Annotated in this window: 9 protein-coding genes and 1 pseudogene; 6 read left to right on the forward strand and 4 right to left on the reverse strand. The window is 54.2% G+C overall.

Going from position 1 to position 15,055, the window contains the following annotated elements:
• The first annotated feature begins 6 nt into the window (after nt 1-6).
• On the forward strand, nt 7-2,370 hold the full coding sequence (locus AC2AXP_RS17525; RefSeq protein ID WP_004959704.1) for a glycoside hydrolase family 31 protein: 2,364 nt from the start codon (nt 7-9) through the stop codon (nt 2,368-2,370).
• 32 nt (nt 2,371-2,402) lie between these two features.
• Here AC2AXP_RS17525 and xseA read toward each other — a convergent pair whose 3' ends face one another.
• Nucleotides 2,403-3,779 carry an exodeoxyribonuclease VII large subunit gene (gene xseA, locus AC2AXP_RS17530; protein WP_039992607.1) on the reverse strand — a complete coding sequence of 459 codons (1,377 nt, stop codon included), beginning with the start codon at nt 3,777-3,779 and terminating at the stop codon, nt 2,403-2,405.
• A 169-nt stretch (nt 3,780-3,948) separates the two neighbouring features.
• Between xseA and guaB the strand changes: the two genes are divergently transcribed.
• Both guaB and guaA read left to right on the forward strand, forming a co-directional pair.
• Nucleotides 3,949-5,412, forward strand: a complete 1,464-nt coding sequence (gene guaB, locus AC2AXP_RS17535) for an IMP dehydrogenase (protein WP_039991841.1) — start codon at nt 3,949-3,951, stop codon at nt 5,410-5,412.
• Between the two features lie 100 nt (nt 5,413-5,512).
• A complete protein-coding gene (gene guaA / locus AC2AXP_RS17540) occupies nt 5,513-7,090 on the forward strand; it encodes a glutamine-hydrolyzing GMP synthase (RefSeq protein ID WP_004959712.1) in 1,578 nt (525 codons plus the stop codon).
• Nucleotides 7,091-7,286: 196 nt separating this feature from the next.
• On the opposite strand, the pseudogene AC2AXP_RS17545 reads toward guaA, so the two are convergent.
• Nucleotides 7,287-7,478, reverse strand: a pseudogene (locus AC2AXP_RS17545) (xylose isomerase); the annotation flags it as partial.
• A gap of 439 nt (nt 7,479-7,917) precedes the next feature.
• Here AC2AXP_RS17545 and AC2AXP_RS17550 point away from each other — a divergent pair.
• The 3 genes from AC2AXP_RS17550 to AC2AXP_RS17560 all read left to right on the forward strand — a co-directional run bounded on the left by AC2AXP_RS17550 (nt 7,918) and on the right by AC2AXP_RS17560 (nt 12,899).
• Nucleotides 7,918-9,357, forward strand: a complete 1,440-nt coding sequence (locus AC2AXP_RS17550) for an MFS transporter (RefSeq protein WP_164844332.1) — start codon at nt 7,918-7,920, stop codon at nt 9,355-9,357.
• Between the two features lie 59 nt (nt 9,358-9,416).
• A complete protein-coding gene (locus tag AC2AXP_RS17555; RefSeq protein ID WP_198774095.1) occupies nt 9,417-11,096 on the forward strand; it encodes a glycoside hydrolase family 43 protein in 1,680 nt (559 codons plus the stop codon).
• Nucleotides 11,097-11,519: 423 nt separating this feature from the next.
• A complete protein-coding gene (locus AC2AXP_RS17560; RefSeq protein WP_004959731.1) occupies nt 11,520-12,899 on the forward strand; it encodes a carbohydrate porin in 1,380 nt (459 codons plus the stop codon).
• Between the two features lie 211 nt (nt 12,900-13,110).
• Here AC2AXP_RS17560 and AC2AXP_RS17565 read toward each other — a convergent pair whose 3' ends face one another.
• Both AC2AXP_RS17565 and AC2AXP_RS17570 read right to left on the reverse strand, forming a co-directional pair.
• Entirely contained in the window at nt 13,111-13,857 is a 747-nt protein-coding gene (locus AC2AXP_RS17565) for an SDR family oxidoreductase (protein WP_004959733.1), read from the reverse strand.
• 57 nt (nt 13,858-13,914) lie between these two features.
• Nucleotides 13,915-15,009, reverse strand: a complete 1,095-nt coding sequence (locus AC2AXP_RS17570; RefSeq protein WP_371902099.1) for an NADH:flavin oxidoreductase/NADH oxidase — start codon at nt 15,007-15,009, stop codon at nt 13,915-13,917.
• Nucleotides 15,010-15,055 lie beyond the last annotated feature (46 nt).

Raw genomic sequence — 15,055 nt, forward strand, 5'->3', positions numbered from 1 at the left:
ATGCTTATGAAAACGTTAAAAAACTGGGTGCTGGTAGGACAATACGCTGACCGCATCGAACTGCGGGTGGATGAACGCCATCTGTTTTGCCTGTACGTACTGGAAAATGGCCTGTTCCGAGTGTTGGTGAAGCGTAACGGTGAACTGGCGCTCGACCGTACCTGGAGCATCGCGCCGGAAAACGACGTGCCGTGGCAGGGGCGCGATAGGCAGAGCGTGGAGGGGTTTAGCCTGCCGGGTTATCAGTTGCAGCAGTGGGACGATCGGCTGACGCTGTCGACCGGCTCGCTGCGCGTGACCGTGCACCAACCGCTGTGGCTGGAATGGGAGTATTGCGATACCGCAGGGCAATGGCAGCCGTTGGCGGCGGATCGCCCAACCAGCGCCTATATGCTCAATCCACAGGGTGATGGCGTGGCACACTATCAGCGGCGTTTGGCCGGCGACCGTTATTATGGGTTGGGTGAAAAGGCCGGCGATCTGGAACGCAGCGGTCGCCGTTTCGAAATGCGCAATCTCGATGCCATGGGCTATAACGCCGCCAGTACCGATCCGCTGTATAAGCACATTCCGTTTACCATTACCCGGCGGCAAGAGGTCAGTTTTGGCCTGTTTTACGACAATCTGAGCAGTTGCTGGCTGGATCTGGGCAATGAAATCGATAACTACCATCTGGCCTACCGTCGCTATCAGGCCGAAGCGGGCGATCTGGATTATTACCTGTTCCTCGGGCCGCAGGTATTGGACGTCACCAAGGCATTTGTGCGGCTGACCGGCAAGACGCTTTTCGGACCTAAATGGAGCCTGGGTTACAGCGGCTCGACCATGCATTACACCGATGCGCCGGATGCGCAAGTGCAACTGCAACAGTTTATTCAGCTGTGCCAACAGCATGATATTGCATGCGATTCGTTCCAGCTCTCCTCCGGCTATACCTCGATTGGTAACAAACGTTATGTCTTCAACTGGAACTACGACAAGGTACCGCAGCCGCAGCAACTGAGCCAGGCGTTTCACCACGCCGGACTGAAGCTGGCGGCCAATATCAAGCCGTGCCTGTTGCAGGACCATCCACAGTATGCGGCGGTGGCGGAGCAGGGGTTGTTCATTCGCGACTCGCAAAGCGATGCGCCGGAACGTTCGAGCTTTTGGGACGACGAAGGATCGCACCTTGATTTCACCAACCCGGCGACGGTGCGCTGGTGGCAGCAGGGCGTGACGCAGCAACTGCTGGAAATGGGCATTGATTCGACCTGGAACGACAACAACGAGTACGAAGTATGGGATGGCGAGGCGCGCTGCCATGGTTTTGGTCGGCCGATCGCCATCAAGCATATCCGGCCGGTGATGCCGTTGCTGATGATGCGCGCGTCAATGGAAGCCCAGCGGCAATTTGCGCCAGGCATGCGGCCGTACCTGATTTCCCGCTCCGGTTGCGCCGGCATGCAGCGCTACGTGCAGACCTGGAGCGGCGACAATCGCACCAACTGGCAGACTCTGCGTTATAACACCCGTATGGGACTGGGCATGAGCCTGTCGGGATTGTACAACGTCGGTCATGACGTCGGCGGTTTCTCCGGCGACAAGCCGGACGCCGAGCTGTTTGTGCGCTGGGTACAAAACGGCGTAATGCATCCGCGTTTTACCATTCATTCGTGGAATGATGATGCCACGGTAAACGAACCGTGGATGTACCCGGCGGTGACGCCGACCATCCGCGACGCCATCAACCTGCGTTATCGTCTGATGCCCTATTTTTACACCCTGCTATGGCAGGCCAGCGTCGATGATGAACCGATGCTGCGGCCGACGTTCCTCGATCATGAACAGGATCCACACACCTGGCATGAAAACGACGACTTCCTGATCGGCCGCGATCTGCTGGTGGCCAGCGTGGTGGAGCCGGGGCAGCGGCAACGCACGGTGTATCTGCCGGACAACGGCGAAGGCTGGTACTGTTTCTACAGCGGCCAATGGTTCGGCGGCGGGCAGAGCATCGTGCTGGACGCGCCGCTGGAGCGTCTGCCGTTGCTGGCGCGCGCCGGGAGCGCCATTCCGCTATCGCAGCGTCTGGCTCACGTCGACGTGGCGGCAGACGATCGGCGTGAACTGAAGCTGTTTCCGCTGATGCACGGCGAATGTTCGGGTCTGCTGTTTGAAGACGATGGAGTGAGCGATGGCTGGCAGCAGGGTAACGCGCTGTGGCTGCGTTGGCAGATGCGCTGTACCACCAGCCGCATCGATCTTGCCATCAGCACCGAGGGGCGTTTCCGGCCGGCATGGCAGCAGTTGGCGGTGACGTTGCCGGCAAGCGAACTGCGCCAACTGTGGATCAACGGCGAGCCGGCGGCGGTATTCAAGCTGGGGTGAGGGGCAGAGGGCGCGTCAAGCGCCCAAATAGACTAGTCGGCCGCGCGTTTCTTGCGTGGCTTTTTCGCTTTGGTGACGGTTTTCACTTCGCTTTCGACCCAGCCATCCTGCAAACGGGTTTTTAGCATTTCGCCGACCTGCGTTTGTTGGGTGGTTTTCAGCACCTCGCCGCGCGGGGTTTGTGTCACGCTGTAGCCGCGCGCCAGCGTCGCCAGTGGGCTGACCGCTTCCAACTGGCTGCAGGCAACGCCAAAACGCTGACGATAGGCATTGAGCTGGCGTTCCAGCGCCTGCTGCAAGCGGTATTCCTGCTGCTGTACCCGCTGCTGATAACGGTGGATGCGGCCCAGCGGCTGCGTTTGCGCCAGCCGTTGCTGGGCACGTTCGCTGCGGCGCGAAGACAGCCGCAGCTGATGCTGCATGCCATCTTCCAACCGGCGTTGCAGTTTCAGCAATAGCGTTTGCTGCCGCGCCAGACGCAGATGCGGATGCTGTTGCTGCAAACGGTGGTTGATACGGCTGAACTGCTGCTGACGCTGCGCCAGATAGTAATCCATCGCCATTTCCAGACGCTGCTGCTGTGATTGCAGCTGACGCAACAGCTCCAGCTGATTGCGACTGACCAGCTCCGCCGCCGCGGAGGGGGTCGGCGCGCGCAGGTCGGCGACAAAATCGGCGATGGTGACGTCGGTTTCATGGCCGACGGCGCTGACAATCGGAATGCGGCTGGCGAAAATCGCCCGCGCCACCCGTTCGTCGTTAAAACTCCACAGATCTTCCAGTGAACCGCCGCCGCGGCCGACGATCAGCACATCGCATTCGTCGCGACGGTTAGCGGTTTCTATCGCCCGCACTATGTTCAACGGTGCTTCCGCCCCCTGTACCGGCGTCGGGTAGATGACAATCGGCAATGACGGATCGCGCCGCTGCAGTACCTGCAGAATATCGTGCAGTGCGGCACCGCTGGAGGAGGTGATCACCCCAACCCGGCGAGCCGGGCTCGGCAACGGCTGTTTGAATTGCTGATCGAACAGTCCTTCGGCAGACAAACGCTGTTTAAGCTGATCGAACTGCTGTTGCAGCAGACCATCACCGGCCGGCTGCATGCTTTCGGCAATCAGTTGGTAATCGCCGCGCGGTTCATACAGCGTGATGCTGGCGCGAACCAGCACCTGCTGGCCGTTTTGTGGACGAAAGGTGGTGCGGCGATTGGCGTTACGGAACATCGCACAGCGAACCTGGGCGCGATCGTCCTTCAAGGTAAAATACCAGTGGCCGGAAGAGGGTTGGGAGAGGTTCGAGATCTCGGCCGAGAGCCAAATATGCCCCATTTCCATTTCCAGCAGTTGTCGAACCGTCTGATTGAGGCGGCTTACGGTAAAAATGGACGGAGAGGTAGGTAGTGACATGTGACCCAGATCAAATTCCAAAACAACCACTTAATTGGTCGATACTACATGCCTCAAACAGGTAATCAAGAGTTTTTGTAAGAAAGTGCTGGAGGCAACCGATTACGCTCTGTATAATGCCGCGGCAATATTTTATCTTTTCCGCATCCACCCTGGTGAGATATTGCCCATGCTACGTATCGCTAAAGAAGCTCTGACGTTTGACGACGTTCTCCTGGTTCCAGCCCACTCCACGGTTCTGCCTAACACTGCAGAATTAGGCACTCAGCTGACCAAAACTATCCGCCTGAATATCCCTATGCTGTCCGCAGCGATGGATACCGTCACCGAATCCGGTCTGGCCATCGCGCTGGCGCAGGAAGGCGGCCTCGGCTTCATTCACAAAAACATGTCCATTGAGCGTCAGGCTGAAGAAGTCAGCCGCGTGAAGAAACATGAAAGCGGCGTAGTCACTGACCCGCAGACCGTTACCCCATCCACCACGCTGCAAGAAGTCAAAGAGCTGACCGCTCGTAACGGCTTTGCCGGCTATCCGGTGGTGACCGAAGACAACGAACTGGTCGGTATCATTACCGGCCGTGACGTTCGCTTCGTAACCGACCTCAACCAGCCAGTCACCGCCGTGATGACGCCGAAAGACCGTCTGGTAACGGTCAAGGAAGGCGAAGCGCGAGAAGTCGTGCTGCAAAAAATGCACGAAAAACGCGTTGAGAAAGCGCTGGTGGTGGACGACAGTTTCCATCTGCTCGGCATGATCACCGTCAAGGACTTCCAGAAGGCAGAGCGCAAGCCTAACGCCTGTAAAGACGAACACGGCCGCCTGCGTGTAGGCGCTGCGGTTGGCGCCGGTGCCGGCAACGAAGCGCGTATTGATGCGCTGGTGGCCGCAGGTGTAGACGTACTGCTGATCGACTCCTCCCATGGCCATTCCGAAGGCGTGTTACAGCGTATTCGTGAAACCCGTGCCAAATACCCGGATCTGCAGATCGTTGGCGGCAACGTGGCGACCGCAGCCGGTGCCAAAGCGCTGGTAGAAGCCGGCGTCAGCGCGGTGAAAGTGGGGATTGGCCCTGGCTCCATCTGTACTACCCGTATCGTCACCGGCGTGGGCGTGCCGCAGATCACCGCAATTTCTGACGCGGTAGAAGCGCTGGAAGGCACCGGTATTCCGGTTATCGCCGACGGCGGTATCCGTTTCTCCGGCGATATCGCCAAAGCCATCGCCGCGGGTGCTTCCTGCGTCATGGTGGGGTCGATGCTGGCCGGTACCGAAGAATCGCCGGGCGAAATCGAACTGTATCAGGGGCGTTCGTTCAAGTCCTACCGTGGTATGGGCTCGCTGGGCGCGATGTCCAAAGGCTCTTCGGACCGTTACTTCCAGACCGACAACGCGGCGGACAAACTGGTGCCGGAAGGGATCGAAGGCCGCGTGGCCTACAAAGGCATGCTGAAAGCCATCGTACACCAGCAAATGGGCGGCCTGCGCTCCTGCATGGGGTTGACCGGCTGCGCCACCATCGACGAACTGCGTACCAAAGCGGAATTCGTGCGCATCAGCGGTGCCGGTATTCAGGAAAGCCATGTGCATGACGTGACCATTACCAAAGAGTCACCGAACTACCGTATGGGTTGATTCCACAGGCTGGCCCGGCATCACGCCGGGCCTCGCCGATGGCTATCGCCCTGACGATTTAGATTTTCTCCTTTTTCTCTGTTGCTGGAATTCGCCTCACATGACACAAAATATCCATAAGCATCGCATTCTTATTCTGGACTTCGGTTCGCAGTACACCCAATTGGTGGCTCGCCGCGTACGTGAAATCGGCGTTTACTGTGAGCTGTGGGCCTGGGACGTGACGGAAGAGCAGATCCGCGAATTCAATCCAAGCGGCATCATTCTGTCCGGCGGTCCGGAAAGCACCACCGAGCTGAACAGCCCGCGCGCGCCAGAATACGTGTTCACCGCCGGTGTACCGGTGCTGGGCGTGTGCTACGGCATGCAAACCATGGCGATGCAGCTGGGCGGCCACGTGCAAGGCTCCAGCGAGCGCGAGTTCGGCTATGCGCAGGTGGAAGTGACCACCCAGAGCGCCCTGATCCGTGATATCGAAGATGCCGTTAGCGCCAGCGGCAAGCCGCTGCTGGATGTATGGATGAGCCATGGCGACAAAGTGACTGCCATTCCGGCCGACTTTGTTACCGTTGCCAGCACCGATACCTGTCCGTTCGCCATTATGGCCAACGAAGAAAAACGTTTTTACGGCGTGCAGTTCCACCCGGAAGTGACGCACACCCGCCAGGGCCAGCGGATGCTGGAGCGCTTCGTGCTGGACATCTGTGGTTGTGAAGCGCTGTGGACGCCGGCCACCATCATCGAAGACGCGGTAGCGCGTATCCGTGAGCAGGTGGGCGAAGACCACGTGATCCTCGGCCTGTCCGGCGGTGTAGACTCCTCGGTGACCGCGATGCTGCTGCACCGCGCCATTGGCAAGCGCCTGACCTGCGTGTTCGTTGATAACGGCCTGCTGCGCCTGAACGAAGCCGATCAGGTGCTGGAAATGTTCGGCGATCATTTCGGTCTGAACATCGTGCACGTGCCTGCCGAAGAGCGCTTCCTGAGCGCGCTGGCCGGCGTGGATGAGCCGGAAGCCAAGCGCAAGATCATTGGCCGGGTGTTCGTCGAAGTATTCGACGAAGAAGCCTGCAAGCAGAGCGAAGTGAAGTGGCTGGCGCAAGGCACCATCTACCCGGATGTGATCGAATCCGCCGCCTCGGCCACCGGCAAGGCGCACGTGATCAAATCGCACCACAACGTGGGTGGCCTGCCAAAAGAGATGAAGCTGGGCCTGGTCGAGCCGCTGAAAGAACTGTTCAAGGACGAAGTACGCAAGATCGGTCTGGAGCTGGGTCTGCCGTACGACATGCTGTACCGTCACCCGTTCCCGGGGCCGGGCCTGGGCGTGCGCGTGCTGGGCGAAGTGAAGAAAGAGTACTGCGACCTGCTGCGCCGTGCCGACGCGATCTTTATCGAAGAGCTGCACAAAGCCGATCTGTACAACAAGGTCAGCCAGGCGTTCACCGTGTTCCTGCCGGTGCGTTCCGTTGGCGTGATGGGCGACGGCCGCAAGTATGACTGGGTAGTGTCGCTGCGTGCGGTAGAAACCATCGACTTTATGACCGCGCATTGGGCACACCTGCCGTACGAGTTCCTCGGCCGCGTTTCCAACCGCATCATCAACGAAGTCGACGGTATTTCTCGCGTGGTGTACGACATCAGCGGCAAGCCACCGGCGACCATCGAGTGGGAATGATTTAACGTCTGGCACCAGCCGGCACGTATAAGCCGTAAAACACCTCTAAGCCCGCATCACTGCGGGCTTTTTTGTTTTTGTATCTGGCACTTTCTGGCCGCTGTTAGCTACGGTTTATGCAAGGCAACAATTAATCGGCATTACTGACCCATGTGCCGAGTGTAATAGCAATAAAGAGCAATGGCGGCTGCCTGCTGGGGCGTTCAAAAGAACCGGCGCCAAGCATATCTGCGCCATTCCAGCAGGCGTTGGGCCAATCACCGACGTGCTTTTCCATCCGTTTGCCCAGCACGCTTTCATCCGGGGTGTAGTGACGAAAAGCCTGCGGGTTTGCTGTTTCCGGCGTTGCAAAACGCAGGCGGTCAGGTTGATCGAAAAAGGTTTGTATAATGAACTCCGTAATGCTGTCAGCGGAAAATAAAAAATGCGGCATCATCCTGTATTTTTCCGGCTGATTGCTCAATTACGTTATTTCACTCTGTGATTAAGATAATGCTCAAATGTGAACCATATCCCAAAAAGTACGATCATCTATTTAGTACGTTAATAACCCTACGAGGTGTTAACGTTTGTTAGACAGGTAACCAGAAATAAAAAAATATCGCTTTATCTGGTGCGTTCAACTACTGCGGATATTGCTAGTTAGCCGCCAGTCAGCACATTGGATAGATGACCTATACAAGACCTTTGTCACAACGCTCACGGAAATAAAAAAACATAATTAATAAATATAAAAACGTAATAGATCCCCGGATGTAATCTGTGTCAGAAAGTATTCCGCATTCACAAAATAGGCAGGAGATGTGATTAAAATGAGTGGAAACATAATGCAAAGTCGGCATGATGAGTACCATAAACTAACGCGTGGTGAACGCATTGGTTATGGCATGGGTGACTTTGCCCAAAACCTTGTTTTTGGCACCATCGGCGGTTTTCTTGCTCTTCACATGCTGACTGTTAATACCATCAGCACCGCCGCCGCCGGTTTTATATTTCTTTTTGTCAGAATCATCAATGTCTTTTGGGATCCGATGGTAGGGACTTTTGTTGACAAAAGGATTTCAGCAGCCGGAAAATATCGCCCATGGTTGTTAAGGGCAGGCATTCCACTCGTTATTCTTTCTGCTTTGCTTTTTGCCCCTATTCCTGAAGTCAGAGGCTCTGTTCCTTTCGCCTTTATCGTGTATTTGGCGCTGGATCTGGTTTATTCAGTTGTGAATATTCCTTATGGTTCCCTTAATGCTTCATTAACCAGAGATCCTGAATCTATTGATAAATTGACCAGTACGCGAATGATGCTGGCCAATAGCGCCAATCTTCTGGTCTATACGCTCTTCCCCATGTTCGTACAAATGGCCGCGCCAAAAGATCGCAGCCTCAAAGATACCGGTTTTTTTGGACTTGAACTCAATTTGGGGAATTATACCGATCCATCAGCAAGTTACGCCTGGTTTGGCGTTTACTCGGTGTATATGGTTATCGGGGCTGTGGCACTTTTACTCTGTTATAAATTAACAAAGGAACGGGTGGTCGCGACGGTAGAACAATCTGCCAACGTAAAAGCCACTGATTTATTCCTTGAACTCAAAAACAATCGGCCGCTGGTTGTTCTCGGACTTTTTTTCATGCTGGCCTTTACCTTCATGTTTTTCATGAACACGGTTAATGGCTTTTTCAATCAGTATGTGGTCGGCCATTCAGAATGGATGGGCGCTGTTGGCCTGGTAGCCTCAATTCCAGGTATTGTATTCCCGATTTTCTGGCCACGACTGAAGAAAATATTTGGTAAAAAAGGCTTCTTCCACCTTTTCCTTGGCATGTTTATTGTGGGGGAGTTTTTGACGTACATTTGGTCACTTGATGGAATGCATGATGAGCTCTGGCTGGCTTATATCGCAACATTTATTAAGCAATGGGGCTTAACCTCGGCTACCGGCTTTATGTGGGCACTGGTGCCTGAAGTTATTGCTTATGGTGAATTAAAGTCAGGCAAGCGCAATGCCGCAATTATCAATGCCATTATGGGGCTGTTTTTCAAGATTGGCTTTACTATTGGCGGCGCGGTGCCACTTTGGCTGCTGGCGGTGTATGGCTTTAACGAAACCGGTGTAGAGCAACATGCAAATGCCATCGCCGGCATAAACATGACAGCGATTTGGATCCCGATAGTTTTAGCCTTTGTGTCGATGATCGTCATTCAGTTATATCCAATCTCAGATAAAAATATCACGGATATCAACCGTCGGCTTGATGAGATTCGTATATAGTTATAAGTTTCTTGATTTTTTTATAAATACGAAAAAGTTGATTAAAAAAGGTAAATGCCATGTCAATCATTCAAAATCCTATATTGCCTGGATTCAATGCAGACCCCAGTATTATCCGTGTAGAGGATACTTACTATATCGCAAACTCGACATTTGAGTGGTTCCCAGGCGTTCGTTTGCATGAGTCAAAAGACCTGGAACACTGGAATCTTCTTCCTAGTCCATTGTCGACCACTGCTCTTTTAGATATGAAGGGCAATCCTTCATCAGGGGGGATTTGGGCTCCAGCGCTCTCCTATGCCGATGGCAAATTCTGGTTGGTTTATACCGATGTGAAAATCACCGAAGGTGCCTTTAAAGACATGACGAACTACCTGACCACCGCAACGGATATTCGTGGCCCATGGACCGATCCTATCAAACTTAATGGCGTCGGTTTTGATGCTTCACTGTTCCATGACGATGATGGCGGTAAATACTTGGTTCAACAAACCTGGGACCATCGAGAGTACCATCACCCGTTTAATGGCATTACATTAACCGAGCTTGATCCAAAGACACTGAAGTTAAAACCAGAAACCGCGCGTACCATTTATCGCGGCACTGCCGTTGCGCTGGTTGAGGGGCCACATCTCTACAAACTAAACGGGTATTACTATCTTTTTGCCGCTCAGGGAGGAACCGTATTTACCCACCAGGAGGTGGTTGCTCGTTCCAAAACCCTGGACGCCAACAGTTTTGAAACCGCGCCAGGAGAGGTTTTCCTGACCAACGTAGATACCCCTGACAGTTACATCCAAAAACAGGGGCATGGCAGTCTGGTGTCAACCCCGAATGGGGAATGGTATTACGCCTCACTCTGTGCGCGTCCCTGGAATCATGCTGGTGAGTCTGTCTACGATCCTCGTGGTTGGTCAACGCTTGGCAGAGAAACCTCGATCCAAAAAGTTATATGGGATGCAGACGACTGGCCACGCATTGTCGGGGGCCACGGTGGAAAAACCTTTGTCGAAGGGCCAAAGGACGCTATTTATACCCAAAGTGCGGAAGATCATAGTCAGCGGGATGAGTTTACCTCGTCAACGCTCGATCTTAACTGGAATACACTTCGTGTCCCGTTCAACGAAAAAATGGGGACAACGGGTGATGGTAAATTGACGCTTATAGGTCAAGGTTCTTTAGCGAATACTCATGACCTTTCGCTTATTGCCCGGCGTTGGCAAGCCTTTTATTTTGATGCGCAAGTCAAAGTGAAATTCAATCCGTTTAATTACCAGCAAATGGCGGGCTTAACCAATTATTATAACGATCGCCACTGGAGCTTTGTTTTCATTACCTGGAATGAAATTAATGGTTCGGTGATCGAAGTAGGCGAGAATAATCGTGGGAAATACACCTCCTACCTGAAAGATCAGGCAATCAATATCCCAGATGGTACCGAATATGTCTGGTTCCGCACCAGGGTTAGAAAGGAAAGCTATTGTTATGAATATAGCTTTGATGGGGTGAGCTTCACTGAAATCCCTGTCAAATTGGATGCCGCAATTCTTTCAGATGATTATGTACTACAAAGTTACGGTGGGTTCTTTACCGGGGCATTCGTTGGCCTGGCGGTAGTCGACTACTCTGGTTATGCCGCCAGTGCAGAATTTTATAGTTTCGATTATCAGGAACTGGGTGACTCGTTAACGGCCAATGACGGCTATAGCTGGGAAGCAGGCGAATCGAGATTTAATTAAACACGATAGCGCGAACTCAGATAATAGGTGCAACGCCCGGCCATCAAGGGCGTTGCTGCTGATTGGCACTCACACGGTGCTAAAGCCGGCAGGCCGATGGCTACCCCGCCAGGCGCCGCACAAGCAAACTCCGCGGGTTGAACAAGATACAGGCGAGGCACGCCAGCTTGCGATCTTGATTATGTTGTACAGTCAGAATTATCTGGCGAACATCTTGCTGACGCGCGAATTAGCAGAACAAACCATTCACCATTATCAATATTTATATTTCATCACTCTGACTATGGAGACACTCATCACGCCAATTATTTAACTGTACCTCTGCGAAATAAAAATAAAATCAGCTTGTTTTGGTGGCATTGTTGCTATTTACACCAGAACAGGATGGTTATTTTCTAAGAAAATAATTAACTTGAGATAGCCATGAAAACTGTAAAAAAAATTCATTTAGCTATGGCGGTTATCACCGCGCTGTGCCCTGTTTCCGTCCTGGCGCAGGAATTCACTCAGGAACAGATTGACGCCATCGTGGCTAAAGCGGTCGATAAAGCACTGGCCGAACGGCAGGCGAAAATCACTGCCGCCGCCGATAAAAAGGTCGACGTGATTACCGACCCGCAAACCACTGCGGGTTCGCCGGATTTAGCGATTCCATTCGGCCTCAAATTCAGCGGCTACGCCCGTTATGGCGCCCACATCCAGACCGGCGATCAGAAATACGTCGGCGTTGACGGTTCCTATAACGGCGCCTCGGCGATCGGCCGTCTGGGCAACGAAAGCAACGGTGGCGAATTCCAGCTCAGCAAGGCCTTCAAAAGCAGCCAGGGGGCCATCTGGGATCTTAACGTCATGTTTGACCACTGGAGCGACGAAGTGAACCTGAAAAAGGCTTACGTCGGCGTTACCAACGTTCTCGAATCGAACCCGAATGCCTATATCTGGGCGGGGCGCGACTTCCACCAGCGTCCGCAGCAGGGGATCAACGACTACTTCTGGATGAACCACGACGGCCAGGGGGCGGGGGTGAAGAACTTCGATATTGGCGGCGTACTGTTTGACGTGGCGACGGTGTCGCAGGTGAAATCCTGTAGCCCGGAAGTGATGGCCGACGAGACTAACCCTTCACGCATCACCTGTACCGGCAGCTCTGATACCGGCGACAACGGCCACTATGCGTTAACCAGCAAAACCCACGGTATCAAGGCCGGGCCGATCGACGTCGAAGTGTACGCCAACTACGGCTTTGATTCGAAAGCGGTGGATAGCGACGAGCGTCTCGATGCCTGGCAGGGCGGATTGGTACTGAGCCACACCAACGACAGCGGGGTGAACAAGGTCATTCTGCGCTACTCCGATAACTCGGATAACAGCGTCTACAACAAAACCGACGACCTGACCACGGTGTACGCCAGCTTTGAGGGCAGCCATAAGTTTACCCAGCAGGCGCAGGTAGAATATCTGCTGGCGTTCCACGATTACGATAACGGCAAGGACAATACCGACAACCGTAAAAACTACGGTGCCATCGTGCGGCCGATGTACTTCTGGAACGACGTGCACTCCACCTGGCTGGAAGCGGGCTATCAGCGGGTAGACTACGATCAGGGCGGGGATAACAAGGGCTGGAAGCTGACGCTGTCGCAGAACATCTCCATTGGCATGGGGCCGGAGTTCCGCCCGATGCTGCGCTTCTACGTCACCGGTGGCCAGGTGGATAACCAGCACACCGCCAAAGTAGATGGTACCAGCGACCAGCAGCTGGATTCGCTGAACATCGGCGGCATGTTTGAGGCCTGGTTCTAAGTTGGCTTGATAAACTCCAGCTGTAGCCAACAGGGTGAAGGATCGCCAGAAAAATGAAAGCACGATGAAGAGCGACCTACTGATTACGCCAACAAAACAGAAGAAACTTCATCGTGCCTTCGCTTACCCACCACCGGTTCCGCTGCACCGCCATCAGCCCGATGCCGCCGCCAGGTTTCCGACTGGTTCTCGGCCCTTCACGGTTCTGCGCCTACAGATCCTGGGCAGTCGGTCGGAAAATAATTTCGTTAACTCCCACATCGTCAGGCTCGCCGATCGCAAAAGCAACCATACGGGCAAAGGTTTCCGGCGGAACGCCTACTTTGCCGACATATTCCTGATTGGCCGCCTGCACGTCCTTATCGCTGATATGCTCCAGCAGTTCGGTAGAGACGGCGCCAGGGGAGATAATGGTTGCACGGACGTTATAAGCACAGGTTTCTTTTCTTAGCCCTTCAGTGAGTGCGCGTACTGCATATTTAGTGGCGGAGTAAACCGCGGATGCGGGAAATACCAGGTGGCCAGCAACCGATGCCGTGTTGATGATATGCCCCGACTTTTGGGCTTTCATATAAGGCAGGGCTGCAGCGATGCCATGCAGAACGCCACGCAGGTTCACATCGATCATCTGATTCCACTCATTTACTTTTACCTGATCGAGCGGTGACAGCGGCATGACACCGGCATTATTAATCAGCACATCAATACGCCCCAACTGGTTCACGGCCGTATCCACCAACTTTTTAACATCATCTTCACGGGTGACGTCCGTGGCTACGGCAATTGCTGTTCCACCCTGAGCGTTGATTTCTTTGGCGAGCACATCAATGCGATCGGAACGGCGGGCTGCAAGTACCAGTTTGGCCCCTTTGTGGGCAAGGTGACGAGCCGCAGCTTCACCCATGCCGCTTGAAGCACCGGTTATTACAATTACTTTATCTTTAATATTGTCTGTCATCTCAGGTTCCTTAGTTCACAATCAAGGGTTTTTGCCAAGGGAGGGCGTAGCGATACGTTATTCCGCCCAGTTCTGCAGCCAGTAGGCATATGGCTGCGGTAAAACGGACTCGGGAGCGACGATGCCAAGCTCTCGTGCAGCCTGGAAAACCCAGTGGGGATTGGTCAGCAGCGTGCGGGCGAAAAACACCAGGTCGAGTTTGACGTCCTGAATAAAATCACTGGCATCACTGGCGCGGGTGATCATCCAGCTCGTTGATACGGGAATGCCCGTTTCCCGGCGTACCCGTTCAGCATAGGGGACCATAAAGTTAGGCCCCCATGGCACCTGTTCATCTGGGGTAGAAAGCGCCAGACCGACATCGACAAAATCGATACCCGCTGTTTTCAGCCAGCGGATCACCTGCAGGGATTCGGCAAAGCTATGTTCAGGACAGGAATCAAACTCAACGACGCCCAGGCGTGCAGTAAGCGGCAGGTGTGACGGCCAGACGGATTTTACCGCCTCTACCACCTCAAGCATAAAGCGAGCACGATTCTTCAGGGCGCCGCCGTACTGGTCTTCACGGGCGTTGGTCTTTGATGAAAGGAAAGTTTGCGCGAGAAAACCGTGAGCAAAGTGAAGCTCAAGCCATTCGAACCCGGCGTCACTGGCGCGACGGGCCGCGTCTCTGAAATCGTGCACCGCTTTGCGGATGTCGGCCAGAGACATGGCACGAGGAACGTAATCGCTCTCCAGAACGTAAGGTAGGGCGCTGGCCGCGACCGGTCTCCAGGCCTGTGGATCCTGACGATCCAGCGGCGTGCCGCCTTTCCAGGGCGGGGTACATCCCGCTTTTCTGCCAGCATGTCCAAGCTGGATACCCGCTACCGCACCCGCCTGTTTGATTGCAGTGGCGACGGAAGTAAGGCCTTCGGCATGTGCATCGCTCCAAAGCCCCAGATCGCCTGGCGTGATGCGTCCTTCAGGGCTAACGGCAGTCGCCTCAACGATAAGCAAACCTACGCCACCGCGTGCCAGCATCGAATAGTGCGACCTATGCCAGTCGTTAACAAAACCGTTCTCAGCCTGATATTGGCACATCGGTGAAGCGACAATCCTGTTGCGCAGGGTAATATCTTTAAGCGTGAAGCAATCAAACAGCTTAGGCATCTGGCATCTCGATAACTCGGGTGAAATTGTAATTTATTATTCGCCC

The sequence above is a fragment of the Serratia sp. Sp408 genome (genome assembly GCF_057180665.1).